General features: G+C 59.8%; 23 protein-coding genes. 10 read left to right on the forward strand and 13 right to left on the reverse strand.

Going from position 1 to position 25757, the window contains the following annotated elements; all coding sequences use genetic code 11:
* Positions 1–155 precede the first annotated feature (155 nt).
* The gene (locus Q0X28_RS00635; protein WP_296238036.1) at positions 156–668 is read left to right on the forward strand and encodes a gamma-glutamylcyclotransferase family protein; all 513 of its coding nucleotides are present in this window, start codon (positions 156–158) and stop codon (positions 666–668) included.
* 125 nt (positions 669–793) lie between these two features.
* Here the strand turns inward: Q0X28_RS00635 and Q0X28_RS00640 are convergent, their stop codons facing one another.
* Both Q0X28_RS00640 and upp read right to left on the reverse strand, forming a co-directional pair.
* Positions 794–2764: an amino acid transporter gene (locus tag Q0X28_RS00640; RefSeq protein WP_320616412.1), complete on the reverse strand. Its 1971-nt coding sequence runs from the start codon at positions 2762–2764 to the stop codon at positions 794–796.
* Between the two features lie 171 nt (positions 2765–2935).
* On the reverse strand, positions 2936–3580 hold the full coding sequence (gene upp, locus Q0X28_RS00645; RefSeq protein WP_298575461.1) for a uracil phosphoribosyltransferase: 645 nt from the start codon (positions 3578–3580) through the stop codon (positions 2936–2938).
* A 151-nt stretch (positions 3581–3731) separates the two neighbouring features.
* On the opposite strand from upp, the gene Q0X28_RS00650 reads away from it, so the two are divergent.
* Genes Q0X28_RS00650 through Q0X28_RS00665 form a run of 4 tightly spaced genes read left to right on the forward strand, consistent with a single transcriptional unit; the run spans position 3732 to position 7655 of the window.
* Positions 3732–4055: a hypothetical protein gene (locus Q0X28_RS00650; RefSeq protein ID WP_296238038.1), complete on the forward strand. Its 324-nt coding sequence runs from the start codon at positions 3732–3734 to the stop codon at positions 4053–4055.
* The gene (locus Q0X28_RS00655) at positions 4049–5845 is read left to right on the forward strand and encodes an NlpC/P60 family protein (protein WP_298575464.1); all 1797 of its coding nucleotides are present in this window, start codon (positions 4049–4051) and stop codon (positions 5843–5845) included. The genes Q0X28_RS00650 and Q0X28_RS00655 overlap by 7 nt, the downstream gene beginning before the upstream one ends.
* 3 nt (positions 5846–5848) lie before the next feature.
* Complete coding sequence (locus tag Q0X28_RS00660) at positions 5849–6382, forward strand: YbaB/EbfC family nucleoid-associated protein (RefSeq protein ID WP_296238042.1); 534 nt, start codon at positions 5849–5851, stop codon at positions 6380–6382.
* Positions 6383–6434: 52 nt separating this feature from the next.
* Positions 6435–7655: a primosomal protein gene (locus Q0X28_RS00665; RefSeq protein ID WP_296238045.1), complete on the forward strand. Its 1221-nt coding sequence runs from the start codon at positions 6435–6437 to the stop codon at positions 7653–7655.
* A 115-nt stretch (positions 7656–7770) separates the two neighbouring features.
* On the opposite strand, the gene yhjD is transcribed toward Q0X28_RS00665, so the two are convergent.
* From yhjD to Q0X28_RS00695, 6 genes are all read right to left on the reverse strand, one after another.
* Positions 7771–8775, reverse strand: a complete 1005-nt coding sequence (gene yhjD / locus Q0X28_RS00670) for an inner membrane protein YhjD (RefSeq protein ID WP_298575467.1) — start codon at positions 8773–8775, stop codon at positions 7771–7773.
* Between the two features lie 35 nt (positions 8776–8810).
* Entirely contained in the window at positions 8811–9842 is a 1032-nt protein-coding gene (trpS, locus tag Q0X28_RS00675) for a tryptophan--tRNA ligase (protein WP_296238049.1), read from the reverse strand.
* A 126-nt stretch (positions 9843–9968) separates the two neighbouring features.
* On the reverse strand, positions 9969–10871 hold the full coding sequence (locus tag Q0X28_RS00680) for an exodeoxyribonuclease III (protein WP_296238051.1): 903 nt from the start codon (positions 10869–10871) through the stop codon (positions 9969–9971).
* On the reverse strand, positions 10868–12196 hold the full coding sequence (locus Q0X28_RS00685) for an MFS transporter (RefSeq protein WP_296238053.1): 1329 nt from the start codon (positions 12194–12196) through the stop codon (positions 10868–10870). Before Q0X28_RS00685 ends, Q0X28_RS00680 begins: the two co-directional genes overlap by 4 nt.
* A gap of 3 nt (positions 12197–12199) precedes the next feature.
* Positions 12200–13420 carry an NADP-dependent isocitrate dehydrogenase gene (locus tag Q0X28_RS00690; protein ID WP_296238055.1) on the reverse strand — a complete coding sequence of 407 codons (1221 nt, stop codon included), beginning with the start codon at positions 13418–13420 and terminating at the stop codon, positions 12200–12202.
* A gap of 256 nt (positions 13421–13676) precedes the next feature.
* The gene (locus tag Q0X28_RS00695; protein WP_298575473.1) at positions 13677–15215 is read right to left on the reverse strand and encodes an MFS transporter; all 1539 of its coding nucleotides are present in this window, start codon (positions 15213–15215) and stop codon (positions 13677–13679) included.
* Between the two features lie 151 nt (positions 15216–15366).
* Between Q0X28_RS00695 and Q0X28_RS00700 the strand changes: the two genes are divergently transcribed.
* The 3 genes from Q0X28_RS00700 to Q0X28_RS00710 all read left to right on the forward strand — a co-directional run bounded on the left by Q0X28_RS00700 (position 15367) and on the right by Q0X28_RS00710 (position 19291).
* On the forward strand, positions 15367–16689 hold the full coding sequence (locus tag Q0X28_RS00700) for an O-acetylhomoserine aminocarboxypropyltransferase/cysteine synthase family protein (RefSeq protein WP_296238059.1): 1323 nt from the start codon (positions 15367–15369) through the stop codon (positions 16687–16689).
* A 50-nt stretch (positions 16690–16739) separates the two neighbouring features.
* A complete protein-coding gene (locus tag Q0X28_RS00705; RefSeq protein ID WP_296238061.1) occupies positions 16740–18071 on the forward strand; it encodes an O-acetylhomoserine aminocarboxypropyltransferase/cysteine synthase family protein in 1332 nt (443 codons plus the stop codon).
* A 68-nt stretch (positions 18072–18139) separates the two neighbouring features.
* Positions 18140–19291, forward strand: a complete 1152-nt coding sequence (locus tag Q0X28_RS00710; RefSeq protein WP_298575477.1) for a homoserine O-acetyltransferase — start codon at positions 18140–18142, stop codon at positions 19289–19291.
* 158 nt (positions 19292–19449) lie between these two features.
* On the opposite strand, the gene Q0X28_RS00715 is transcribed toward Q0X28_RS00710, so the two are convergent.
* Both Q0X28_RS00715 and Q0X28_RS00720 read right to left on the reverse strand, forming a co-directional pair.
* Positions 19450–19992 carry a DUF3017 domain-containing protein gene (locus Q0X28_RS00715; RefSeq protein ID WP_296238065.1) on the reverse strand — a complete coding sequence of 181 codons (543 nt, stop codon included), beginning with the start codon at positions 19990–19992 and terminating at the stop codon, positions 19450–19452.
* Positions 19989–20846: a bifunctional methylenetetrahydrofolate dehydrogenase/methenyltetrahydrofolate cyclohydrolase gene (locus Q0X28_RS00720; protein WP_296238067.1), complete on the reverse strand. Its 858-nt coding sequence runs from the start codon at positions 20844–20846 to the stop codon at positions 19989–19991. Before Q0X28_RS00720 ends, Q0X28_RS00715 begins: the two co-directional genes overlap by 4 nt.
* Before the next feature lie 109 nt (positions 20847–20955).
* On the opposite strand from Q0X28_RS00720, the gene Q0X28_RS00725 reads away from it, so the two are divergent.
* The gene (locus tag Q0X28_RS00725; RefSeq protein ID WP_296238068.1) at positions 20956–21486 is read left to right on the forward strand and encodes a tRNA (cytidine(34)-2'-O)-methyltransferase; all 531 of its coding nucleotides are present in this window, start codon (positions 20956–20958) and stop codon (positions 21484–21486) included.
* Here Q0X28_RS00725 and Q0X28_RS00730 read toward each other — a convergent pair.
* Genes Q0X28_RS00730 through Q0X28_RS00740 form a run of 3 tightly spaced genes read right to left on the reverse strand, consistent with a single transcriptional unit; the run spans position 21483 to position 24449 of the window.
* The gene (locus Q0X28_RS00730; RefSeq protein ID WP_298575992.1) at positions 21483–22841 is read right to left on the reverse strand and encodes a PFL family protein; all 1359 of its coding nucleotides are present in this window, start codon (positions 22839–22841) and stop codon (positions 21483–21485) included. The genes Q0X28_RS00725 and Q0X28_RS00730 overlap by 4 nt on opposite strands.
* Before the next feature lie 21 nt (positions 22842–22862).
* On the reverse strand, positions 22863–23132 hold the full coding sequence (locus Q0X28_RS00735) for an ACT domain-containing protein (protein WP_296238070.1): 270 nt from the start codon (positions 23130–23132) through the stop codon (positions 22863–22865).
* A 9-nt stretch (positions 23133–23141) separates the two neighbouring features.
* Positions 23142–24449 (reverse strand): acetyl-CoA hydrolase/transferase family protein, encoded by a 1308-nt coding sequence (locus Q0X28_RS00740; protein WP_298575482.1) that lies wholly within the window; start codon positions 24447–24449, stop codon positions 23142–23144.
* 108 nt (positions 24450–24557) lie between these two features.
* Between Q0X28_RS00740 and dusB the strand changes: the two genes are divergently transcribed.
* Positions 24558–25697, forward strand: a complete 1140-nt coding sequence (gene dusB / locus Q0X28_RS00745) for a tRNA dihydrouridine synthase DusB (RefSeq protein ID WP_296238075.1) — start codon at positions 24558–24560, stop codon at positions 25695–25697.
* Positions 25698–25757: the final 60 nt, after the last annotated feature.

The following is a 25757-nucleotide window of genomic DNA, read 5'->3' on the forward strand; positions in this document are numbered from 1 at the left end:
GAAGTACCCCGCACAAGCCACTCAAAGCCAACCTCCGGCCACAGCGGCACACGCAACAGCTTCACACACACAACCCCCATAAAAAGCCGCGGCGCCTCTCGCTAAACCCCGCCAAGGGGGTAGCACGAGAGGCGCCGTCGCGATATTCTCAAAACATGCCCCTCTACGCCGCCTACGGAACGAACATGGCGCCCGCACAAATGCTGCGTCACGCGCCCCACTCGCCACTAGCCGGCACCGCCTGGCTCGAAGGATGGAGACTCACCTTCGCCGGCGAAGACATGTCCTGCTGGGAAGGCGCCCTCGCCACCGTCGTCGAAGACCCCGACAGCCGCGTCTTCGTCGCCCTCTACGACGTCCCCGCCCACGACGAAAAACAACTCGACGAATGGGAGGCCTACGACCAAGACCTCCACCGCAAAATCAAAGCCCGCGTCACCGCCCGCATCACCACCCCACCCCGCCCCGGCACCACCGACACCGACCACGACACCCAAATCCAAGAAAAATCCGTCCTCGTCTGGTTCTACGTCATGGACGCCTACGAAGGCGGACTCCCCAGCGCCCAATACCTCGCCATGGTCGCCGACGCCGCCGAAGAAGCCGGCGCCCCCGCCAACTACGTCCACGAACTCCGCATGCGCAGCTGCCGCCCCGCAGAACGCTAACCACCCCCCAAAAAACACAACAACCCCGCCCCACCAGACACCCGGCAAGGCGGCGTTTCCCACTCCGGCTAGCTCCCGCTAGCCTACGTGACAGTGCTTGGTGCATCCACTGCGCCTAGCTCCCGCTAGCCTACGTGGATGTGCGGCCGCAGATCTCGATTCGGTTCGGCCCGGCGCAGCACCTCGTGGGTCACCGAGGCGACCTCGCCCTGGCCCCAGAAGAGGAAGCGGCCGAGGGAACGTGTGGGGCTAATGTTCGCCCACTCGAAGTACGCATCCGGCACCACACCCGTCACGTCACGGATGTACAGCAGCACCGCGGCAATAGCATTGGGCGCACCTGGCGCATCCACCCACAACACGCGGTGTTTACCGCGCATCCGACCATGCACTTCCAGAACCGAGTCGAAGTCCGACGCGTCCTTCACATTCACTTCCAGGAACACAATCGGAACATCATCCTCGATATGCGTCAATCGCCGCTGGATACGTTCCTTGATGACGTACTCATCCTGCGCAAACGTCTCCGGGTCATGCGCTACAATCACCAGGCGATCACGGCGCTTCGCCGCCTTCAACACCTTCTGAGCTTCCTTATCGAAGACAATATCCTGCACTCGCAGCTCATAAGCGCGGTGAATACGGGACGCGAACGACACACCCATAATCGCGGCAATGAACACCGCGGCGATCTGCACGCCCTCCGGCCGCTCCACAATGTTCACAATCGTTGTATAAACAAAAACACAGGTTGTGATGGCAAAGCCAACAAACTTTCCCCACTCTTTGTTCTTCCATGCCGACAACGACACCGCATAGCCAGCCGACGTAATGAGCACCAACACACCCGTCGCATAGGCTGCACCCTGGTGGTCCACATCCGCCTTAAAGAGGATCGTCACCACAATCGCGAGGACACCAAACACCATCGCCAGCGGACGAGTATGCGCCGCCCACTCCGGGGCCATACCAAAACGCGGCAAGTAGCGCGGCACCAAGTTCAGCAGGCCAGCCATGGCGGACGCACCAGCGAACCACAGAATAAGGATCGTGGCAATGTCATAGACCGTACCAATGCCGTTGCCCATGTAATGGTGAGCAATGTAAGCCAAGGCACGGCCATTCGCTTCGCCCCCCTCCTGCAACGCTTCCTCAGGAATAAGCATGGTAGTGATGATCGAAGAGGTAACGAGGAAGGTACTCATTGTCAGAGCAGCCACCGTCAACATGCGACGACAGCCCTTCACACGATTCGCAATACGCTCCTCCTGCGTACCTTCACCGCCCTTAATCTGTGGCATCACAGCCACGCCAGTCTCAAAACCAGACAGGCCCAGGGCCAACTTCGGGAACACGATCAGCGAAATCGCGATCATCATCATCGGGTCACTATGCTGCGCAAACAGGGCAGTATGCCAATCCGACACAAAATGCGGATGAGTGACCAGCACCCACAGACCATTCCCCACCACAATGAGGTTGAGGAACAGGAAGGACGACACCAGCACCACCGAAAGATTGATAGCCTCGCCAAAGCCCTTCAAAAAGACACAGGTGAGGACAAACAGCATAAAGATGGTGATGGGGACGTTCTGTCCCTGAAAAGAAGCCGGCGTGAACGGGTTCTCAATGACGTGCGCTGTTGCGTCAGCAGCTGAGAGCGTCATCGTAATGAGATAGTCCGTCGCCGCGAAGCCCAGGAAGACCAAAACGAGAATCTTGCCACCCCACTTCGGCATGAGGCGCTCCAGCATGCCGATAGAACCCGCGCCAAGCGGAGATTCTTTCGCAACGCGACGGTAGATGGGGAGTGCGCCACACACCGTCAACAGCACGAGGACGATGGTGGCAAATGGAGCGAGCGTACCGGCAGCGAGAGCTGCGATACCAGGTTGGTAGCCAAGAGTAGAGAAGTAGTCGAGGCCAGACAGGCACATGACTTTGTACCAGGGGTGACGGTGTGCGTCATGAATAACACGGCCGTGCGGACCCTGCAGTGTGGCTGGCTGCTGGTCAGTATCACTGAGCCACCAGCTCTTCATACGTTCTCCGAGTTTGCGGCTACTATGGCCACTTTCCGGCGAAGATTGATTCACTGCGAAAAATCTACTCCTATTTTTGCCAATACAAAATCCTTGCATAACGCCATTTTTGAATAGCAATAAAGAGGCCCCGAAGTAACGTCTGAAAACGCAGTTCAAGTCCTCTTTTTTAGCTTTATTTTAGGCTTCTCAATAGTGGATAACCTGGAATTTTATCGAGATACCTTATTGAGCTGAGGTGTCATCGTAGCGCGGGCCGTAAAGACGGTCACCGGCATCGCCCAGACCAGGCACAATGTAGGCGTCCTCGTTCAAACCATCGTCCACCACAGCCGTCACCAACCGTACAGGCAGCCCAGACTCCGCCAGCGCCTGAACTCCTTGCGGCGCCGACACCATACAGATAGCGGTAATATCCCGCGCCCCACGGTCTGCAATGAGTCGCAAGGTATGCAGCATAGAACCACCAGTCGCCAACATTGGATCGATGACAAAAACAGTCTGATCGGAAAGATCATCCGGCAGAGCTTCCAGATACGGAACCGGCTGATGAGTCTCCTCATTGCGCGCCATACCGACGAAGCCCACCTGCGCATCGGGAATCATCGACATAGCGGCATCCACCATGCCCAAACCAGCACGGATAACCGGCACAAGCAGCGGCGGCTGCAGCAGACGGTGACCAGTGGTCGGCACCAAAGGGGTGTTAATAGGGAGATCTTCCAACGGTAGATCGCGCGCTGCTTCATACACCAGCATCTGAGCGAGTTCTTTAAGAGCCGCCCGGAATTGTGCATTACTGCTGCGCTCATCGCGCATGGTGGTGAGACGAGAAAGGGCCAAGGGGTGATCGATGACAGTTACATCCATGCCTCTAATCTTGGCACACCTCTCCCTTATTCATTGTCTCGAGGGCACCCCGAACTGTTCCAAAAATTCTTCAACTTTTTGCGGGTGAAGGGAACCTTCTGCGAACAGACAGCGTCATATCGTTAACGTCCATCTCCATGAAGGGGGAAACATGTCTCTTAACCATGTTTCAGCAGACATCCCCGCCATTACAGCCTTCGGAACCGCAGTGGGCGCGGCCGGAGCTGCTCTTGCGGGTGAAGAGGGTCTGCTAGAAGTCGCGTCCAGCGGTGTCATCTTGCCTGCGCTGGGCGCAATCGCCACCGAATTCGCCGTCGCCTACGAAACTGCCCATGCCGTCCACAGTGCCGGATTCGCAAAGATCGTGGGCGATCTTGAAGACAGTGCAGCACGCGCCGCCGCAACCAGTGCCGCCTACCTCAGCACTGAGGGCGCCCACACCGCCGCGATCGCTAAGGAAGGCTTGGAATGCTAGATCCAGTTACCCTCGCCCTGCCCATGATCCAGACCATGTCTGGACTGGGCGCACAAGGTTCTCTTGAACTCACCAACGCCACCGGTCTACACATCCACCTCAGTGTCGGATATGGTGCCGCTGGAGCGAGCACCGGCGGACAACCTGAAGCCACCCCGTCAACCCATTCCTTCCAGAACGGGCCCACCCCAAACCCGTTCACGACCACCGCTTCCCAGCAGACATTGCAAGCTCCCCATCTAGGACTGCCACTTGGCCTGCCTACCCTACCTGCGCCGGATCTCTCTGCGCTGCACGGGCTCGTATCCGCACTGGAACAAACCGGGCAGGCATATGGCACAGTGGTCACCGCCATCGGAAGTGCCACTCAGCAGATCGTTAGTGCGTGGACTGGCCCCGCCGCCAACGCTGCACTCCAGGTCGTCAAAGACATCTCCGCACACTCCGGTGACCTCGAAGTGAAGACAGGCGAACTGGCCAAGGCCACCAACGAGGCAACCGCTATTGTCGGCAAAGCAGCCGTAGAGATCGCTGGCATCATCGCAAAGTTCCTGCACGAGGCTGTAGACTCCCTGAGCCTGATCGAGACCGGCATCGGAACAATTCTCGCTACCATTGGCGCTGCCATTAACTCCTGCCGACAAGCGGCAGAAGTGTTCATGAATGCCTTCAGCCAACTGCAAGGCCCCACCGCAGAAGCTCTGAAGACTGCACAAGATGCCCGCCTCAACCTCGGCATCAAGCTTCCGCTAGCACTGCCCTCCCTCAAGTCCATGGCGGAAGCGGCAGGAGCCGCGCTTACCCCCAAGCTACCCACGTTGGAAGGCCAAGTGAAACTCCCCGGGATGGTGGACGTAGCCGGAAAACTTTCCCCTGGATCACTCCCCTCAGGCCACGTCGCCTGGGGAAACGAAGCCGACAACTTCACCCAATCTCAACCGGCCGTCACCGCAGCAGCCTCCTCCGCCCCCGTCACCAACTCGCCCACGACAAACGGCCTCCACAACTACTCTGGTCCCACCGGTATGCAGAGCGGCGCAACCACCACTGCTTCCCCCACCAGTAGCCCCACCGCCTCGCCCACTAGTGCTGGAGTTACCTACACCCCGCCTGCTGGTAGCGGCACCGTCGCCAGCAGCAGTGTCGGCGCCAACAACCCGGCCAATGGTGCTAGCTATGCCAGCGGACACAGCAACAACCCCTATGGCTACTCCAGCTATGGCACCCGGGCAGCCACCGGAACCAGCGCCGCCCACACCCCGGCAGCCACCACCACAGGTGTCAGTTACGTACCCGAGCACCAGAACGGCAGTGGCAGCCCCAGTGGGGAACACACCAACACCGGTAGCTACGACACCTACGGAGACCTCTCCTACGGCGGCGTCGACGGCCCCATCCCCGTCGTCCTCCCCAACGGAACCACTGTGTACGCCCCCAACCCCATTGCCGCCAAAGCCATCGAGTCTGCACTGTCACAGATCGGTGTGCCCTACGTATGGGGTGGCACCAGCCCTGGAGTCGGTCTCGACTGCTCTGGCCTCACCCAGTGGGCCTACGAACAGGCAGGCCTAGAAATTGGCCGCACCACCTGGGACCAGGACAACAACCCGCACATCCCCGTCGGCGATGCTCTCCCCGGTGACCTACTCATCTGGGACGGCCACGTTGCTATGTTCCTCGGAGACGGCCTCATGATCGAGGCCGGCGACCCCGTCTCCGTCACCCCTGTTCGTACCGACAATGCCGGGATGGCCTTCGAAGGTGTCTTCCGGCCATGGCTGAAGGCATAGTACATGAGTAAGATCACCTACCACACCGCGGACCGCACCATCACCATCACCTGTGACGACAACGGCAACTTGCTCAGCATCGTGCTGCGCGGAAACCTCTCCCCCGCGCGACTTTCCGCCGAACTATGCCGACTCCACGCCAAAGCACTGCCAAAGTACGAGCAACCGTACAATAACCGCGAAATCGACAGTGTTATGGCACGGCTCAGTGAACCGCCCATCCCGGCACTCGCCGAAATCTACGGCGCCCTCCACAACAGCATGGCCACTCTCCGAAAAGCTGGCGAAGACCTCGAGACCCACTCCAGCGAAGGAAGCACCGACGCAGTCACCGTCACTATCTCGGGACGCGGCTGCCTCACCTCGGTCGAATGCAAAGACAAAGCGAAAAAGCTCACTGCAAACGAACTCGCTACGTCCATCCTGGAGGCCTATCAGCAGGCTAAAACAGCTGAACAAACTTACTCTGAACAATGGAGTACACAGCTGACGGCGACACTCGAAGAGATCAATCCGGTTCGCGTAACAACCACCTAAAAGTTCCCCACAAGATATGGCAGTGGCTCTGTAACTCCCGTAGGCTGAGAGTATGTCTGTAGCTGATATTGTTCCTGTAGCACTGGGTCTTCCCTCCGGAGACTTTGTCACCCTCTGGGCCCCCGCCTGGCGGGAAGACGGAGAAGACTGGGAAGCCATGCTTGGCCTCGACGAAGACCTTTACGGTTTCGCCACGCCTGCCGAACTCGCCGCTTTCCTCCGCTCCGGCGCACCCAACGATCTGGAGGACCACCCGTCGTGGGAACACACTGCACAACTCTCCGCACTCGAACTCGACCCCGACGAGGAACACTCCTATGACCTCCTCGGGGTTCCGGAACTCCTCTCCGAGGATCCCACCGAAGATTCTGTTCTCGAACTCGACGACTGCTTCACCATAGTGCGAACCATTGGCAGCATCTGCGACATCCCCGAAATCGAAAAATTCTTCCGCAAGCACGGAGACCTCGGAGCCACCTCCGGCGGCGTCGACAACTTCTACGGCCGCGAAGGCGCCCGTGAATGGACCCACATCGGCAAAATCGTCAGCAAGAACTGGGACGACATCCTCAACCTCATCGATAGCCTGCTCGTCAGCCCCGAGGTGGACGCCACCCTCCTTGCCCAAGCCGAAGAAGAATTCGCGGAAGCCCGCGCCCTAGCTGCAGAACGAGAAGACGACACCGCTGGTCTCCTCGACGCCGACGAATGGGAACCCGACGCCGACGAAGACCCCTTCTGGGCCAGCATCGGTATCGACCCCATCAAGATCATTCTCCCCGGCGGCACTCGATTCAGCCTCCGTTGCTACATCAACGACGAACCCCTCTTCCTCGGCAACGATGACCACATCTTCGGCTTCACCAGTCAGCGCGGCATGCTGCGCTTCCTCGCCGAAGAACCCGACCACAGCATGTACAAGCTCCCCGGATGGGACCAAGTAGCCTTCCGCGCCGGCAGCGGCGAACTCAACGTCCGCCCCACCGACGACAACATCTACTCCTTTGTCCGCCTTCCCAAGCAGATGAAGAACGGCCCCGCAGACGTCGACGAAAACCAGCTCGACCTCGCCGTCGAACTCCTCCTCGACGCTGAAGACTACCTCGACACCGACGTCGTTGACGCATACCTCAACGATTCCACCCGCCTCGGCAACTACGTCGAATCGATCATCGGGGACAACACCGAACCCCCCGAAGAGCCCTACGACGACATCGTCGACGAATGGGACAAACTGGTGATCTGGCTCGACAGCGTCATAGATAAACAGTAGCCACCACCACGCGACACAGCACGCACCCATACGCACACCGCGTTTAAGAGAGGGCCGCCCTACCAAGGGCGGCCCTCTCTTAAACCACAACGGACAAACGACGCGTCACCCCACGCTAGTCGTCATCCTCCCGCTCCCCCACCGCGGCAACAGCCACCGCAGACAAGCTCGCAGCCTTACTCTTCTCATCCAGATCCGCTTCACTGCGCTTTGCAGCTACATCGCCACGCAGCGCCCGTTGCGATGTCGCAGCCCACGCGGTGCAGAAAAGGATTATGCGCCACGTGAAGAAAAGGAACACCATAATACCGATGATCGGACCAAACACAGCACCAGCCGGAGACGATAAGACACTCTTTAAGTAGATCGCCGCCACCCTAATCCAGATCACCAGCAGCACCGTAGCAATAGCAGCCGCCATTAGCGATGCCCGCGGCACCGCACGCTTACGTGGTAGATAGCCAATCACCCAGATCATCACCACCCAGATAGCAATAGCTGAAACGAGCAGCGACACCACCGTCAACAGCACCTGCATACCCGGCACATCGCTCAAATGTAGCCACTTGATGACTTTGTCCATCAGACCGGACGACGAGATCATGGTGAGGCCAAACGCCACCACAAACGCCAGGAAAAGACCCAGCAGCGCCAGCAGATCCTTACCCTTCTTCTTGAAGAAACTCTCGGACTGCAGCGGAATGGCCCACTGTGCAGTCAAACCATCGCGCAGATTTCCAATCCACCCCAGCCCGGAGTACAAGGCAGTCAACAGACCAATAACACCAACCGCAGAACGCTGCTCCACCGCTGTCTTCACCAACTGGGACACCTGCTCCCCCATCGACCCAGGCACCTTGGCGACAATCTGATTCTGAATGTCGACCAGCAGCTCGGGGCGGGCAAACAGGAAAACACCAGCGATAGCAAAACCCACCATCAGAAGCGGGAAAATTCCCAACACCGAGAAATAGGTGATGCCGCCGGCGTAAAGATTGCCGCGTTCCTGCGAATAACGTTCGTGCGTCACCAATAGATGGTCCAGCCACGGCCACTTCATACGGAATTTAGCGAGGCCCTGGGGAGCATCCGGCTCCTTGAGATCGGTACTGATAGTCATCACTTCCTTGGACGAGTGGTGGCTAACAACAGTGATCAGCGCAGCGGACGCAAGAAACCAATCTGCTCGTACACCTTGTCCAGAACCGGAGCCGCGGACTCGCGGGCACGTTCCGCACCACGCTGCAGCACCCGCTCCAGCTCCGCCCGGTCAGAGAGAATCTCATCCACACGGGCGCGCAACGGAGTAGCGAACTCCGTCATCGCCTCTGCCGTATCCTTCTTCAGGTCGCCATACCCGTGGCCCTCATACCCAGACACCAACGTATCGATATCGGTACCGCTGAGTGCGCTGAGAATGGTGAGAAGATTGGAAACGCCGGGCTTGTTCTCGCGATCGAAAGCAATCACACCGTCGTTATCGGTTACTGCCGAACGGATCCGCTTGGCCGAAACCTTCGGGTCATCCAGCAGGTTAATAATACCTTTGGGATTCTTGCCAGATTTCGACATCTTCGAAGACGGGTCCTGCAAATCGTAAATCTTGGCCGAACTTTTAATGATAAAAGCTTCTGGCACAACGAAAGTGCGACCGTACTTATTGTTAAAACGCTCTGCGAGATTTCGCGTCAATTCAACATGCTGACGTTGATCCTCCCCCACCGGGATAAGTTGAGGGCTGTACAACAAGATGTCTGCAGCCATCAAAATGGGGTAGTCGAAAAGCCCCACAGTGGTCTTATCGCGCCCCTGTTTCAGCGACTTGTCCTTGAACTGGGTCATCCGGCTGGCCTCGCCGAAACCCGTCATGCAGTTGAACACCCAGGTCAGCTCAGCATGCTCCGGAACCTGCGACTGGACAAAGAGCACCGACTTATCGGGATCAACACCCAGTGCGATAAGCTGTGCCGCCGCACCCCAGGTCCGCTCCCGCAAAACCTTCGGATCTTGCTCCACGGTAATGGCGTGCATATCCGGAATGAAGTAGAAGGCGTCATAATCCTCCTGCAACTCCACCATCTGTTTCACAGCACCCAGATAATTGCCCAGGTGGAAAGAGTCGGCGGTGGGCTGCAGGCCAGAAAGAACGCGTTGGCGGCCCTGTGGCTTCGTATCGGTGTCAGTCATAGTTGTTCGGCTACCTATGTTCGAGGTTGTGAGAAAAAAGTGTGTGGTGTTCAGGTTACCCGCGTTGAGTTGCAAGGCGTAAAGGAGGCTGCTTGCCACAGCTCCCTGCTAGCCCTGCACACCCCGCTACTGGTAGGTGACGGTCACTGGAGCGTGGTCTGACCAGCGCAGCTCGTAGGCGTCTGCCCGCTCCACCCGCGCTTCCACCAGACGGTCCACCAGCCCAGCGGTAATCGCCTGGTAGTCGATGCGCCACCCGGCGTCATTGTCGAAGGCTTTCCCCCGGTAGCTCCACCAGGAGTAGGGGCCACGCTCCTCCGGTAGTAGATAGCGCTGCGCATCCGTCCACCCGGTAGGGATGCCGGACGCGTCCACGCCTAGACCTTGCGGCCCAAAAATGCTCGTCATCCACTCCCTCTCGGCCGGAAGGAACCCCGATTTCGTAGTGTTGGCCTTGAAGTTTTTGAGATCCTCTTCGCGGTGGGCAATATTCCAGTCCCCGCACACGACGGTTTGTGGAGCGGAGCCGGCTGCCGCCAGGGTGGCCCGCTGCTGCAAAAATGCGCTGAAGCCTTCCATGAAACGGTACTTTTCATCCTGCCGTGGAGTATCTACTTCCCCCGAGGGAAGGTAGAGCGAGGCCACGGTCAGGACGTCACCCTCACTGGCTCCTGTGAGTTTCCCGTCCACGGCAAAGTCTGCCTCAATGTAGCGCCCGGCACGTGCAAATTCCTCCACGTCGATCCCGGTACGAACAGCCAGGGGGGCCTGGCGGCTGAGAATGCCGACGCCGGCACGGCCTTTTGCAGCGGCCTCCTGCATGCAGAGGTGCCAGCATCCACCATTGTCGACGAGGGCTGGTGCTAGGGCATCCGCAGTTTGTGCAGGGGTGGCGCGCACTTCCTGCATACACACAATATCGGCGTTCGTGGACTCTAGCCACGCGAGAAACCCGGGGTTCTCGGCAGAGCGAACGCGAGTGGCGGCGCGAATGCCGTTGACGTTGACGGAGGTGACGGTAATGGTCACTGAACAGCACCTTTCACGGTAATGGAGTCCACGGAAGCGGCGGCATCCTTACCGGATTTCACCAAGTAGACGGCGCTGAGGAGGAAGACGAGGCCAATGGCACCGAGGACTGCCCCAAACACGGCGGGCAGGATGTACATGAACTCACCGCCCAGCTGATGGTGGACTACCTGCGTAGAGAGGAAAGAACCGATGACATTCGCGAGACAGAGTGACACATGATTCATTGCGGAAGCAAGGTTTTGGGAGTCGCCCGCATGGCGAATGAGGCGAACCTGCATGGCGGGTGAGAAGGCTCCTGTACCGAAGACACCCACCAGGAATACTTCTATGAAGAGGGTGATGGGGTTTTGCACCATGAGTGGTGAGACTGCCAGTACCACAACGAAACTGCCCATGATAATAGGAAAGGCGGCTTCCGGGACACGGTCCGAGAGTTGTCCGGCGAGGAGGGTACCGACAAGGGCGCCGATGCCGATGACCATCATGACGAACGGCATAATGTTGGGATTCATCCCGGTGATGGTATCCACTGTGCGGGTGATGTAGCTGAGGAACCCGTAGAGACCTCCGAAACCAATGAGACCAGCCAACAGAGTGAGAACGACCTGGCGGTTCTTGAACAGCCCTAGCTCCTGCTTGGGATTGGAGGAGGACAGGTCTTTCATGGCAGGTAGCCAGGCGAACATTGCGGCGAAGGCAAGGGTGCCGAAGAGGGCGATAATGCCGAATGCGTAGCGGTAGTTGTTGGCTTGGCCTACCCAGGTGATGAGAGGGACGATGGCAAGGTTGGCGATGGGCAAACCGAGCAGGGAGATGGACACAGTTCGGGCAGTTTTACCGGGTGGTGCCAGATAGGCACCGACGAGGGCCATGAGTCCATAGATCGCCCCGTGGGGGACGCCCGCGAGGAAGCGCCCCACCAGGAGGATCCAAAAGTTAGGGGCAAAAACGGTGAGAAGGTTACCCACCACTTGGGTAGCGACTGCCGCGATCAACAGCATTTTGCGGTTGATGTGGACGAGGACCACGGTGAAGAGGGGCGCCCCGAAAACCACACCGATCATGTAGAGGGTGATGGCGAAGCCGAGCGTGGACTCGGTCGTCATCCCCAAGTGCTGGCCAACATCGGGCAGTAGGCTAACGATGGCAGATTCCGTGCAGGCGGTACCAATACCGCCCAGGATGAGGGCGAGGATGGCGAGCTTTGCGGAACCGGAGGTGGTGTGAGACGCCCCACGACCTCCCTCCAGTGTCGCGGAGCGGGGAGAGGCAGATGTGCCAGTGCCAGCAGCAGAGAAGGGGGCGGTGGGATCGTCACTCACAGGTTAGACCGCCAGTTTCTTTCCAAGGTTGGTGATGAGAGCTTCCATGAACTGTTCGGTGGTGAGCCATTCCTGGTCGCCGCTCACGAGGAGGGCGAGGTCCTTAGTCATCTGGCCGCCTTCGACGGTGTCGACGATGACCTTTTCCAGGGTGGTAGCGAAGCCGATGAGTTCCTGGTTGCTGTCCAGCTTGCCGCGGTGGGCGAGGCCCCGGGTCCAGGCGTAGATGCTGGCAATGGGGTTGGTGGAGGTGGGGTTACCTGCCTGGTGCTGGCGGTAGTGGCGGGTGACTGTGCCGTGGGCAGCTTCCGCCTCGCAGGTCTTTCCGTCGGGGGTGAGGAGGACGGAGGTCATGAGGCCGAGGGAGCCAAAGCCTTGGGCGACAGTATCGGACTGGACGTCACCGTCGTAGTTCTTGCATGCCCAGACGTAACCGCCTTCCCACTTGAGGGCGGAGGCAACCATGTCGTCGATGAGGCGGTGCTCGTAATGGAGGCCGGCGGCCTCGAACTGTGCCTTGAACTCTTCGTCGTAGATACGCTGGAAGATGTCCTTGAACTGGCCGTCGTAAGCCTTGAGGATGGTGTTCTTGGTGGACAGGTACACCGGGTAGTTCATGCTCAAACCGTAGTTGAAGGAGGCGCGAGCGAAGTCCTCGATGGACTTGTTGAAGTTGTACATGCCCATGACAACGCCGCCGTCTTCGGGGAGGCGCACCACTTCGTGCTGGATGGGTTCGGAGCCATCATCCGGGGTGAAGGTGATGGTGACGGTGCCGGCGCTGGGGGCTTTGAAGTCGGTAGCGCGGTACTGGTCGCCGAAGGCGTGACGGCCGATGATGATGGGCTTGGTCCAGCCGGGAACCAGACGAGGCACGTTGGACATGATGATGGGGGCGCGGAAGATGGTGCCGCCGAGAATGTTACGGATGGTGCCGTTGGGGGACTTCCACATCTTCTTCAGGCCGAACTCTGCGACGCGGGCCTCATCGGGGGTGATGGTGGCGCACTTGACGCCGACGCCGTGCTTCTTGATGGCATTGGCGGCATCAATGGTGATCTGGTCGTCGCTGGCGTCACGGCTCTCAATGCCGAGGTCGTAGTACTCGAGGTTAAGGTCAAGGTAGGGAAGGATCAGTTCGTCACGAATGTCTTGCCAGATGACGCGGGTCATCTCGTCGCCGTCGAGTTCAACGACAGTGCCGTCGACGTGGATCTTCGACATTGATTCTCCTTTGGTGGCGCTGGGCGCGAGGGTTGAAGCGTGAATACAGGGATTATTGTGTAGTGTTCTGTGCCTGCCGCAGTTGGCGGCACTGGCAGGAGGTGCTTGCTGATCTGGGCGGACACAAAAAAGTTACCCTCCCCATCATAGATGAGAAGGGTGACGAGGTTGAATACGGAACCTAGCGGGAGAGGGCGACGCTCCGACCAAGCCGGGTTCATCTCTGCTCTATGTGGGGTTGAGAGTCGGTGCGCGACTACGGCTCCGTCACCGGCTGTGGCTCTGTCACTGGTTGCGGCTCCTTCTCTAATCGCGGCTCCTCCACCGGTTGCGGAGCCTCCATCTCCAGCAGCTCATTGCGGCCATCGTTGCGGAGCGCATCGGACAGGGCACAGAGCGCACCCACCGCCATCAGAGCAATAATGAACGCCAACGAGATGCCAAATGCGTGTGCATAGCCCGCCAGCGTGGTGTCGAAGCGGGTAGCGAAGAACACCAGAGTGACACCCGCAATACCCACTGCTGAGCCGACACGCTGCATGGTCTGCAGCACCCCACCAGCTGCCCCAGCCTGCTTTACTGATACTTCTGCCAGCGCAAACGTCTGGTTGGGGCTAATGGTGATACCGGAGCCAAATCCCGCGATAGCACCCGCGATAAGGATGCCCAGCCAGGCAAAATCTTCCGATAGCAGGAGCGCCGACGCCGCCATCAGGCCCAGGCCAGCCATGGTGACGACGAGGCCAATGAGGACGAGCCAGCGGCCGCGCAAGGTCATCCACACCGAAGAGCGCTGCGAACCGTACGCACCCATCAAAGCCAGCGGTACCTGCATCAGTCCGGCCAACCAGGCAGCCATCCCTAAACCTTGCTGGAGATAAAGAGTGAGGACGATGAAGACGCCGGTCCAGCCAGCGAAGTAGCAGGTGGACACTGCCGATCCTAAGGTAAAGCCGGCGTTCTTCATGAGAGCGCGCGGCATCACCACAGAATGCTGGCGATTCTCCCGCCACAGTTCCCATGCGGTGAAGAGCGCACCAAAAAGCACACCCACACCAATGAGGTACCAGGGGGAATGCTTCACACCGTAAGCGGGGTCGGTCGCCAGAATGAACGGCAACATCGATGTCAGTACACCGGCAGCCATCAACAGCAGGCCCACCGTGTCGAGGTTGAGCTTGGTGCCCTTTTCCCGCTTCTGTGGGACAGGCAGCAGCTTGGGACCCATCACCAGAATGAAAATGGAGAAAGGGATGTTAACGAGGAAGACCGAGCGCCACCCCCAGTCCAGGCCCAGCGCACTTACCAACACGCCACCAACTGCTGGGCCGATAGCGGAAGAAATACTGACGACCATGCCGAAAATGCCGAAGGCACGGGCACGCTCGCGGCCTTGGAAAAGTTCTTGAATAAAGCCAATAACCTGCGGAGTCGTAATCGATGCGCCGATACCTTGCAGGACACGCATGATGACCAGAATTTCGGCGCTAGTGGAAAAACCACAGGCCAAGGAGGTCACCATGAAAAGAAAAGAACCGGTGAGGAAGACGGGGCGTCGCCCAACGACGTCACCAAGCCGTCCCGAAGGAACGAGCAAAAGACCAAACGCAACGGAATAACCAGCCACAATCCACTGGAATTGAGTGGGGGTTGCATGTAGTGAACTCTCGATTGCGGGGAGCGCCACATTGACAATCGAGATGCTTAAAAGCCCTACGAAGCCCGCGACCATAACAACGGAAAATGCCCTCCAGTTCTGACTCCATTGTCGTGGTTTCATCCAATGTTTTGTCATGTATTCTTTCTACCTTATGGCATCAAACCACTTAAAATCACCCTGCGTAAAACCCCCTCTGAACTGGCATAAGTCACCATATCTCACGTAGTTTTTGAATCAGCAAAACACCCCCAACGAACGACTAAACAACTGTTAAAGGACTACTAAAATGACCACCAAGTATGACAACAGCAATGCCGCCAACTGGAACTTCACCACCCAGTCCGTCCATGCCGGACAAGACGTCGACAGCGAAGTGAGCGCCCGCAACCTCCCCATCTACCTCTCCTCCTCCTTCGTCTTCGACAACGCCGAGCATGCCGCTAACCGCTTCAACCTCTCGGACGCCGGCCCGGTCTACTCCCGCCTCACCAACCCCACCGTTGAAGCTCTCGAGAACCGTCTCGCCGCACTAGAAGGTGGCGTCGCTGCAGTCGGCTTCGCCTCCGGCGCCGCCGCCATCACCAGTGGTCTCCAGACCCTTGTGCAAGCGGGCGGGCACATCGTCGCCAGCCCCCGCCTCTACGGCGGCACCGAAAACCTCCTTCACCACACTCTGCCCAAGTACGGCATCGAGGTGACCTTCGTGGAGAACCCGGATGACCCACAGTCCTGGCAGGATGCCGTCCAGCCCAACACCAAGGTCTTCTACGGAGAAACCATTTCCAACCCCGCCAACGACGTCCTCAATATCCCGGGCATCGCCGAGATTGCCCACCGCAACAACGTCCCGCTCTTCATCGACAACACACTCGCCACCCCCTACCTGGTGCGTCCGCTCCAGCAGGGTGCCGACATCGTCGCCGAATCCCTCACCAAATTCATTGGCGGCCACGGCTCGGCTCTCGGCGGTGTGCTAGTTGACGGCGGCACCTTCGACTGGACGGTCGAAAAGGATGGCTCCCCCGTCTTCCCCAGCTTCGTCACGCCCGACCCCTCCTACCACGGCCTTGTCTACAAGGACCTGGGTGCGGCCGCCTTCGCTCTGAAGGTACGAGTGTCCCTCCTGCGGGATACTGGCGCCACCCTCTCTGCCTTCAACGCCTGGGTCATCCAGCAGGGCGTCGAAACTCTGGCACTGCGTGTCCGCCAGCATGTCGCCAACGCCCAGCAGGTAGCAGAATGGCTCGACCAGCAGGACCAAGTAGAGAAGGTGCACTACGCCGGACTCCCCTCTAGCCCCTGGTACCAGGTGGGCAAGCAGGTGACCCCGGAAGGTGCCGGTTCCGTCCTAGCCTTCGACATCAAGGGTGGCAAGGATGAGGCCTGGGCCTTCATCGACGCCCTCAAACTCCACAGCAACCTCGCCAACGTTGGCGACGTACGCTCCCTGGTAGCCCACCCGGCCACCACCACACACTCCCAGCTCACTGAGAAAGAACTGCTCGCCGCCGGCATTACCCCCGGCACCATCCGCCTCTCAGTCGGCATTGAGGACGTCGAGGACATCATCGACGACTTGAAGCTCGGGTTTGCTGCCATCACCCAGTAGGATGGAGTCCTAGAAGCACTGCTTAACTAGCACAAGGAGGCGCAACGCCCGTGGAGTACAAATACGACAACACTGACTACGCAGAATGGGACTTCGACACTCGTGCAGTCCACGCCGGTCAGACGTTAGATTCCGACTATGGCGCCCGTGCCATGCCACTCCACCTGACGACCGCCTTCGCCTTTGAAGATTGCCAGGATGGGGCAGACCGCTTCGCCCTCGCCAAGGGCGGCCACATCTACACCCGCTTGAACAATCCGACCAACGATATGGTAGAGGCCCGCATCGCCTCTCTCGAGAACGGTGTGGGTGCTCTACTCTTCGGATCCGGCATGGCCGCCATCCTGGCCACCGTCGAATCCATTGCCGTCGCCGGCGACCACATCGTTTCCAGCCCCCGCCTCTACGGCGGCACCGAGACTCTCTTCCGCCACACTCTCCCGAAGATGGGCCTCCAGGTGACCTTCGTGGGGAACCCGGATGATCCGCAGTCCTGGCAGGATGCCGTCCAGCCCAACACCAAGCTCTTGTACGGCGAAACCATCTCCAACCCGGCCAACGATGTACTAGACATCCCGGCCATTGCCGAGATTGCCCACCGTAACCTCGTCCCACTGGTTGTCGACAACACCATGGCCACCCCTTACCTCACCCGCCCGCTCGATATGGGTGCGGACGTGGTCGTGGAATCCGTCACCAAGTTCATGGCAGGCCATGGCACTGTCATGGCGGGCGCTATCGTGGACGGCGGCTCCTTCGATTGGACTGTCAAGCGCGACGGCGAACTCATGTTCCCCGGCCTCGCCGCCCCCGACCCGGCCTACCACGGCTTCGTCTATACCGATGCAGGTGCTGGTGCCCTCCTCCTCAAGGCCCGTGCCAGCTTCATGCGCGACACCGGATCTGGCATCGCCCCCTTCAACGCCTGGGCGGCCCAGCTTGGTCTGGAGACCCTCGCATTGCGCATGGAGCGGCATGTCACCAACGCCCAGAAAGTGGCCGAGTGGCTCGAACAGCAGGAACTAGTCGAAGCCGTCAACTACGCTGGTCTCCCCTCTTCCCCCTGGTATGAGGTGCATAAGCGCGTCTGCCCGAAGGGTGCCAGCTCCGTTCTCGCTTTTGACATCAAAGGTTCGACGAAGGAGGCCTGGACGTTCATTGACGCCCTCAAACTCCACACCAACCTCGCGAACCTAGGTGACGTGCGCTCGCTAGTCACCCATCCCGGCTCCACCACCCACTCCCAGCTGACCACCGAGGCGAAGAAGCATGCTGGCATCACCGACGCCACCATTCGCCTTTCTGTGGGCCTGGAGTCCGTTGACGACATCATCGCAGACCTACAACGCGGTTTCGACGCTGTCGCTGCACTGAAGAACTAAACTAGAAGGCCACACACCCCGGGTTGGCTTCTGCCGCCCCGTTAGGACACACGAAAGGAGGACAGACAATGGCATCCCACGCACACCCCCTATTGCCGCCCGCCGACGGCACCCTGGGCTATGTTCGCATTGGCGATGTGTTGCTGGACTCCGGTGTCCTGCTCCCCCAAGTCACCATCGCCCTACAGTGCTGGGGCACCCTCAACGCCGACGCCAGTAATGTCGTCCTCATCGAGCATGCTCTCACGGGCGATTCGCATGTCGTTGGCCCTAAAGACGCCCTCCACCCCACCCCCGGCTGGTGGCCGGGCATGGTGGGGCCGGGCTGTCCTATCGACACTGACCGCTGGTTCGTCATATGCACCAACACGCTAGGCGGTTGCCGCGGCACCACCGGCCCGTCCTCACTCCATCCGGATGGGCACTACTGGGGTGCGCGTTTCCCCGCCATCTCCATTCGTGACATGGTGCGGGCTGAGGCACAATTGGCGGACCTGCTGGGTATCCGGCGTTTCGCCGCCGTCATCGGTGGATCCATGGGTGGGGCACGAGCCCTCGAATGGATGATGATGTATCCGCAGCGGGTGGCTGCCGCGGGAGTGTTGGCGGTGGGGCCCCGCGCCTCCGCCGACCAGATTGGCTGGCAAACCACCCAGATTCTCGCGATTACCGCTGATCCTGCCTGGCAGCAGGGTGGCTACCATGGCACTGGCCGTGAACCCACTATGGGTTTGGGGATTGCCCGGCGCATCGCCCACCTCTCTTATCGCTCTGAGCAGGAGTTGGATCGGCGTTTCAGCAACCGTCCGGCCCCCGGGGAGGATCCCATTGGCGAGGACCTCAGTATGCAGGGTCGCTATGCGGTGCAGAGCTACTTGGACCATCAGGCGTCTAAGCTCATCGCCCGCTTCGATGCCTGCTGTTATGTGCTGTTGACGGATGCACTGAACCGCCATGATATTGGTCGCGACCGTGGCGGCCTCCACCATGTGTTGGAGAATTGCACGGTTCCGGCGGTGATCTGCGCGGTCGATACGGACCGTCTGTATCCACTGCGCCAGATTGAAGAGATTGCGGAGTATCTCCCCTACTGTGATGGGGTGGACATCATCACCTCTGAGAAGGGGCATGATGGGTTCTTGGCTGAAGCCGACCAGACTGCGGAGATTCTGCGTAAGACCATGGCACTGGCCGAGGCGGATGAGCAGGTACACGTCTAAACACGGGAAGCCTCACATTTAACGGGAAGCCCCTCGTTTTCTGAGACTGCCCTGTACCCCCGCGATTGTTCCAGGTTGTTGCGACCCCACCGGATTGTTGGGGGAGACAGCGAGACAGCGCGTCTCACCGATGCGAGATGAGACGCGGTTATGCGGGGTCAAGCAGGAACTGTCATCACGAGGAAGAGTAGAGCCGTCCCCACCACCAGTAGGAAGATGACGTCGAAGCGCTGCGAGCGTACTTCCAGCATCTCCACATAGTCAGCGGGAAGGAACGAGCGGAAAGCGGCTGTCAGTAGTGCGGTTCCGGCCAGCACGGTGACGCCGCGTCGCCAGTGGTCGGCCAGGACGAATGCGGCTGACACGATGAGCAGTGCCACCACAATGAAGAAGGCGACCTGCCGGCGCCACCAGGCAGGCTCGTGTTTGAAGATGCCCACACACCAATCCCAGAAGGGCTTCCAGCCGCGGGCGGCGACACCGTAGCGTTCCAGGTCGACGTTCTCGATGACGTCATCGGGGGCGTCGACTCGCCCCATGGGGGCGGGTTCAGGTGGAAATGCCGGGTTGACGAGCTGGGGTTTGTCGTCGAGGAAGTGCGGGTTCCGGGGGGTGGGGGCAGGGGTGTGCCGCCGGGAGGGGCGTTTCCTCCCGGCGGTGCGGTCCTGCTGTTGCCGGCGCGGCGGCTGTGGGGCGGTCACTCAGAGGCAGCCATTCGTTCGCAACGTTCCACCACATTGGTGACGAGGAAAGCACGGGTGAGGGGGCCCACGCCACCGGGGTTGGGGGACACGTAGCCGGCCTTCTCCCACACGTCGGGGTGGAGGTCGCCGGTCAGTTTGCCGTCCACACGGGAAACACCGACGTCGAGGAGGGCAGCGCCTTCTTTGATCATGTCGGCGGTGATCATGTGCGGCTGGCCGGCTGCTGCGATGACGATGTCGGCGTCACGGGTTTCTGCAGCCAGGTCTTTGGTGCCGGTGTGGCAGAGGGTGACGGTGGCATTCTCGCTGCGGCGGGTGAGCATAAGGCCAATGGGCCGGCCGACGGTGACGCCACGTCCCACGACGCAGACTTTAGCTCCGTTGAGTTCCACGCCGTAGCGGCGCAGCAGGCCGATACACCCGTTGGGGGTGCAGGGCAGCGGGGCGGGTTCCATGAGGACCAGCTTGCCGAGGTTGACAGGGTGCAAGCCGTCGGCGTCTTTGTCGGGGTCGATGAGGCCGAGAATACGGTTCTCGTCAAGGTGTTTGGGAAGCGGCAGCTGCACAATGTAGCCGGTGCAGTCCGGGTTCTCATTAAGTTCCTGGATGACAGCTTCCAGTTCTTCTTGGGTGGTGTCCTCCGGCAGGTCCTTGCGGATGGAGCGGACGCCGATTTTCTCGCAGTCCTGGTGCTTCATGCGCACGTAGGAGTGGGAGGCGGGGTCGTCGCCTACGAGCACAGTGGCGAGGCCCGGAACGATGCCCTTCTCTCGGAGGGCAGCTACACGGGTAGTGAGGTCGGCGAAGATTTCGTCGCGGTACTTAAGTCCATCGAGTTTAACTGCAGTCACGGTTCTTAGTATTCCATGTTCCTGCGGGAAGGAAACATCGTGTGGTGACGTTTTCTGCCGTCATCACCCCCACTACACCTCCGCAAACCCCACATGGCACAATAAACACATGCCCGGCGCCAACATTCGCATCCTCTTCGCCCGCCCCTGCATTCCGCCCAACACTGGCAATGCCATCCGCACCTCCGCCGTCACCGGCTGCGAACTCCACCTCGCCGGCCCCCTTGGCTTCGACCTCTCCGATAAGAACCTCCAGCGTGCCGGCCTGGACTACCACGACATGGCGCACGTCGTACTCCACCAGAACCTCGACACCGCCCTCACCGCCCTCACCAGCGGCCCCTCCTCCCCCGCTGCCCAAGCAATGCCCGCCGCCGCCAGCCGCACCCCCGGCCGCGTCTTCGCCTTCTCCGTCCGCGGCACCCGCCACTATGGAGAAATAGACTATCGCCCCGGCGACATCCTGCTCTTCGGACCGGAACCCACCGGGCTCACCGATGCCGAACTCGCAGACCCACGCGTTACAGAAGTGGTACGCGTGCCGATGCTACCGGGGCGACGCTCTATGAACTTAGCCAACACTGCCGCGATCGCCGTCTTCGAGGCATGGCGCCAGATGGGTTTCGTGGATGGCGTCTAATTCTTAAACCCGTGCACCGGGGCAGGTAGACGTCCGCCCCGGCCCATCAGCGTCTCCGATGAATACGGGGACGTCGCCATAATCGGAGCATGGCCCAACAATCCGCCAAACTCGACCGTGTCCCCCACCTGCATACCCGGAACCGGGATGACGCGCACCGCGGTAGTCTTCGAATTCATGATGCCAATGGCTGCCTCATCGGCGATCATGCCGGCAATGCTGGCTGCCGGAGTATCGCCAGGAACAGCCACCATATCGAGGCCAACCGAACAAATGGCCGTCATCGCTTCCAACTTCGACAGATCGATGGCACCCAATTCTGCTGCCTCAATCATGCCAATGTCCTCGGAGACGGGAATAAAGGATCCAGAAAGGCCGCCCACGTGACCGCAGGCCATCATGCCGCCCTTCTTCACTGCATCATTGAGCAGCGCCAGGGCGGCAGTGGTGCCGTGGGCACCCACCCGCTCCAGCCCCAGTTCCTCCAGGATACGAGCCACAGAGTCACCCACAGCGGCGGTAGGGGCAAGGGACAAGTCGACAATGCCAAAGGGCACTCCAAGACGCTCCGCAGCGATACGGCCGACCAGCTGTCCCACACGGGTTATTTTGAAGGCCGCTTTCTTGATGACATCAGAGGCTGCACCGAAGCTTGCCGTGGGGAAGTTCTCTAGTGCGCGCTTAATGACACCGGGGCCGGATACGCCCACCGACACCACACAGTCGGGTTCTTCGACACCGTGGAAGGCCCCGGCCATAAATGGGTTGTCCCCCACTGCATTTGCAAATACCACTAGCTTGGCAGCGCCCAACCCTTGCTGATCAGCTGTCAACTCAGCCGCCTGTTTCACAACCTCGCCCATGCGGCCCACCGCCGACATGTTGATTCCGGCCCGCGTGGAGCCAATATTTACCGACGAGCACACCAGACTCGTTTCCGCCAAGGCCTGCGGAATTGAGTTAATAAGAGCTAAATCCCCTGTTGTGGAACCCTTTTCAACAAGTGCCGAGAAGCCGCCGATAAAGTTCACGCCCACCGCATGCGCTGCTTTATCCAGCGTCCGAGCGAACTCCACATAGTCACTCTCCCCACTCGCTGCCGCAATCAACGCAATCGGGGTGACGGAAATGCGTTTGTTAATAATCGGGATTCCCAACTCCCGCTCAATCTGCTCACACACCTCCACCAGGCGAGCAGCACGCGTGGTCACAGTGTCATAGATCTTCTGACGGCAACGCTCCCCATCACTATCAATGCATCCCAACAGGGAGATACCCATAGTGACAGTACGGATATCGAGGTTTTGCTCCTCGATCATACGAATCGTTTCGAGAATATTCTCAGTGGTGTCCATACTCATCGCAACATCCGCCTTCTACAGCCGGTGCATGGCGTCGAAGATGGCCTCCGACTGGATACGAATATCCAGCTTCTGCTCCTCACCCACCACAGAAAGACGTTCCTGCAACGTACCAATGGGCTGCACAGTGTCATCGAACTCACACTGCAGGATCATGGTGAAGTACTCATCCATAAGGGTCTGCGACATGTTGAGAATATTGGTGTCAAGTTCAGCAAGAGCGTTGGCCACGGCAGCAACAATGCCAGTATGGTCAATTCCGGTAACAGTAACGATGGCCTTCATGCCACCATCCTAACTGCTGCCGCGCAGGATCCCTGCTTCCCAAGCTTCTCGCTCCAACTGCTCCCGCCAGTCAGGGTGCGCGATTGCGATCAACGCTCGCGCCCGCTCCGTCACCGTACGCCCCCGCAGCCTTGCAACGCCCCACTCCGTCACGACGTTATCCACCAGATTCTTACTGGTCGTGACGATATTCCCGCGGCTCGTCCGCACCACGATACGGCTCTTGCCACCCCGCCCAGTAGAAGGAGTGACAATGTAGCTGCGGCCCCCGGAAGACCACAACGCGCCCAGACAGAAGTCCGCTTGGCCGCCCGCCGCCGAGAAGTAGCGTCCCTCGATAGTCTCCGAACAGCACTCCCCCCACAGGTTCACCTCGCTAGTGGCGTTAATTGCGCACACCCGCCGCTCCTGGGCAATGACAGCCGGGTTATTGGTTTCTTCCACCGACAGAAACTCCACCGTCGGGTTGTAGTTCAGCCAGCTCATGAGCGCCGGCGACCCCACCGCAAAAGTCGCCACATGCTTACCCGGACGGCAGCGCTTGTAAGAGCCCGTAATGACACCCGCCTCAATGAGCTGCATGGCCCCGTCACTAATAGCCTCCGAGTGCAACCCCAGATCCCGATGGTTCGCCAAATGCCCCAGTAGCGCATTCGGTACCCGCCCCACCCCAATTTGCAGACACGAACGGTCAGGGATGTCCGCCGCCACATACTCAGCGATACGCTCATCGATTGCGCTCAGCGGCGGCGGAGTGACAGTGAGCAGCGGCGCCTCCGAATAGCAGAAACCCGCCACCTGGCTCACATGGAGGCGGTGTGCCCCATACGTGTACGGCACATGGGGGTTAACCTCCAGGAAAAAAGGGATAGTGCCGATAAAAGAGGCCACATAGTCAGCGTTCGTCCCCAGTGACACGTACCCTTCCGCATCGGGCAGGGAACAGTGGGAAATAGCCAAGGTAGGCTTCACCTGCCTACGAAGAATCGCCGGAATCTGCGAAAAATCAGCGCAGACCAGTTCAGAATGTCCCGCATGGTAGCTGTCGCGGGATCCCGAGCCCAAAAAGTAGTTCACGTGGGTAAGCCGCCCCGGGTAGGACCCTTGTTGAAATGGACGGGTGGTGAACGGATCCATCCAGTGGATCTGCACATCCTCCAAGGTGGGGCCGGCTGCGTCAATAGCATCCAAGAGGGTGACGGGTTCCGCAGCTTCAGCGGGAACCAGAATGCGGGCCCCCGGGTGAATGAAATCGAGTACGGCGGAGGCCGGCAGGTAGCTGATCTCGGAAGGGGGTATAGGGGGCCGCTCGGTCACTCTCTGTCGCTCTCGGTGGGATGCTACATCAAGGATGCAGCACACTAGTGGTGAGCTCAGAATAAACGATATTTGCACTAGCTGCCCGATTCACGGTGGAATGGAGAGGTGTTACGCATTGGATCCCTGGAACTCTCCTCCCCCGTCGTCCTCGCACCGATGGCTGGGGTTACCAACGCTGCCTTCCGGGTCCTCTGCCGCGAACAAGAACTAGCCCGCGTCGGAGCTGTTTCCGGGCTTTATGTTTGCGAGATGGTGACGGCCCGCGCCCTTGCCGAAGAACACCCCGCAACCCTCGATATGATGCGCTTTGCGCCCACCGAAACCCCCCGCTCGGTACAGCTTTACACGGTAGACCCAGAGTGGACCTACCGGGCGGCCCGCCTCATTGTGGACCGGGACATGGCAGACCACATCGATATGAACTTCGGCTGCCCCGTCCCCAAGGTCACCCGCCGGGGCGGCGGCTCCGCCCTCCCCTACAAGCGGCGCCTCTACCTGGACATTGTGCGTGCCGCCGTCCGGGCGACCGCCGGAACAAATATCCCCGTGACCGTGAAATTCCGGGTGGGTATTGACGACGACCACATCACCTACCTGGATGCAGGCCGAATTGCGGAAGACGAGGGGGCGGCCGCCGTCGCCCTCCATGGCCGGACCGCAGCGGAACGCTACGCCGGCCACGCCCACTGGGACACTATCGCCACTCTGAAAGAACACGTCACCTCTATCCCAGTGCTGGGCAATGGGGACATTTTTGCCGCGACCGATGCCGCCGCGATGATGGAACAGACCGGCTGCGATGGGGTAGTCGTGGGGCGTGGATGCTTGGGACGTCCGTGGCTCTTCGCCCAAATCCACCAAGCTCTGGCAGGGGACCCCATTTCGGCCCCACCCACATTGGGGGAAGTAACAGCAATTATGGTGCGCCATGCGCAACTGTTGGCGGAATTCCACGGTGAGCTGAAGGGCTGCCGGGATCTGCGCAAACACATCGCCTGGTATTTGCACGGCTACCCGGCAGGTCGTGAGCTACGCCAGCAGCTGTCACGCGTCTCCACTGTGGAGGAAATCACAGAGTTGCTCGCCCCCTTCGCCGACAGCCCGGCGATGCCGGAGAATCCGGATGCGCCGCGTGGCCGACAAGGCTCAGTGGCGGCAAAAGTAACGCTTCCGGACGGGTGGCTGGATGACCCCGAGCAAGAGGGTGTGGTGGTAGATGACCACGACCTACATTCGGGCGGTTAACGCGCCTGTAGTATTCACCGCACCTTAAACTTGTTCCTCTGCTTCCAGCCTGCACTTTTT

It is taken from the genome of uncultured Lawsonella sp. (assembly GCF_947252745.1).
Lineage (GTDB): Bacteria > Actinomycetota > Actinomycetes > Mycobacteriales > Mycobacteriaceae > Lawsonella.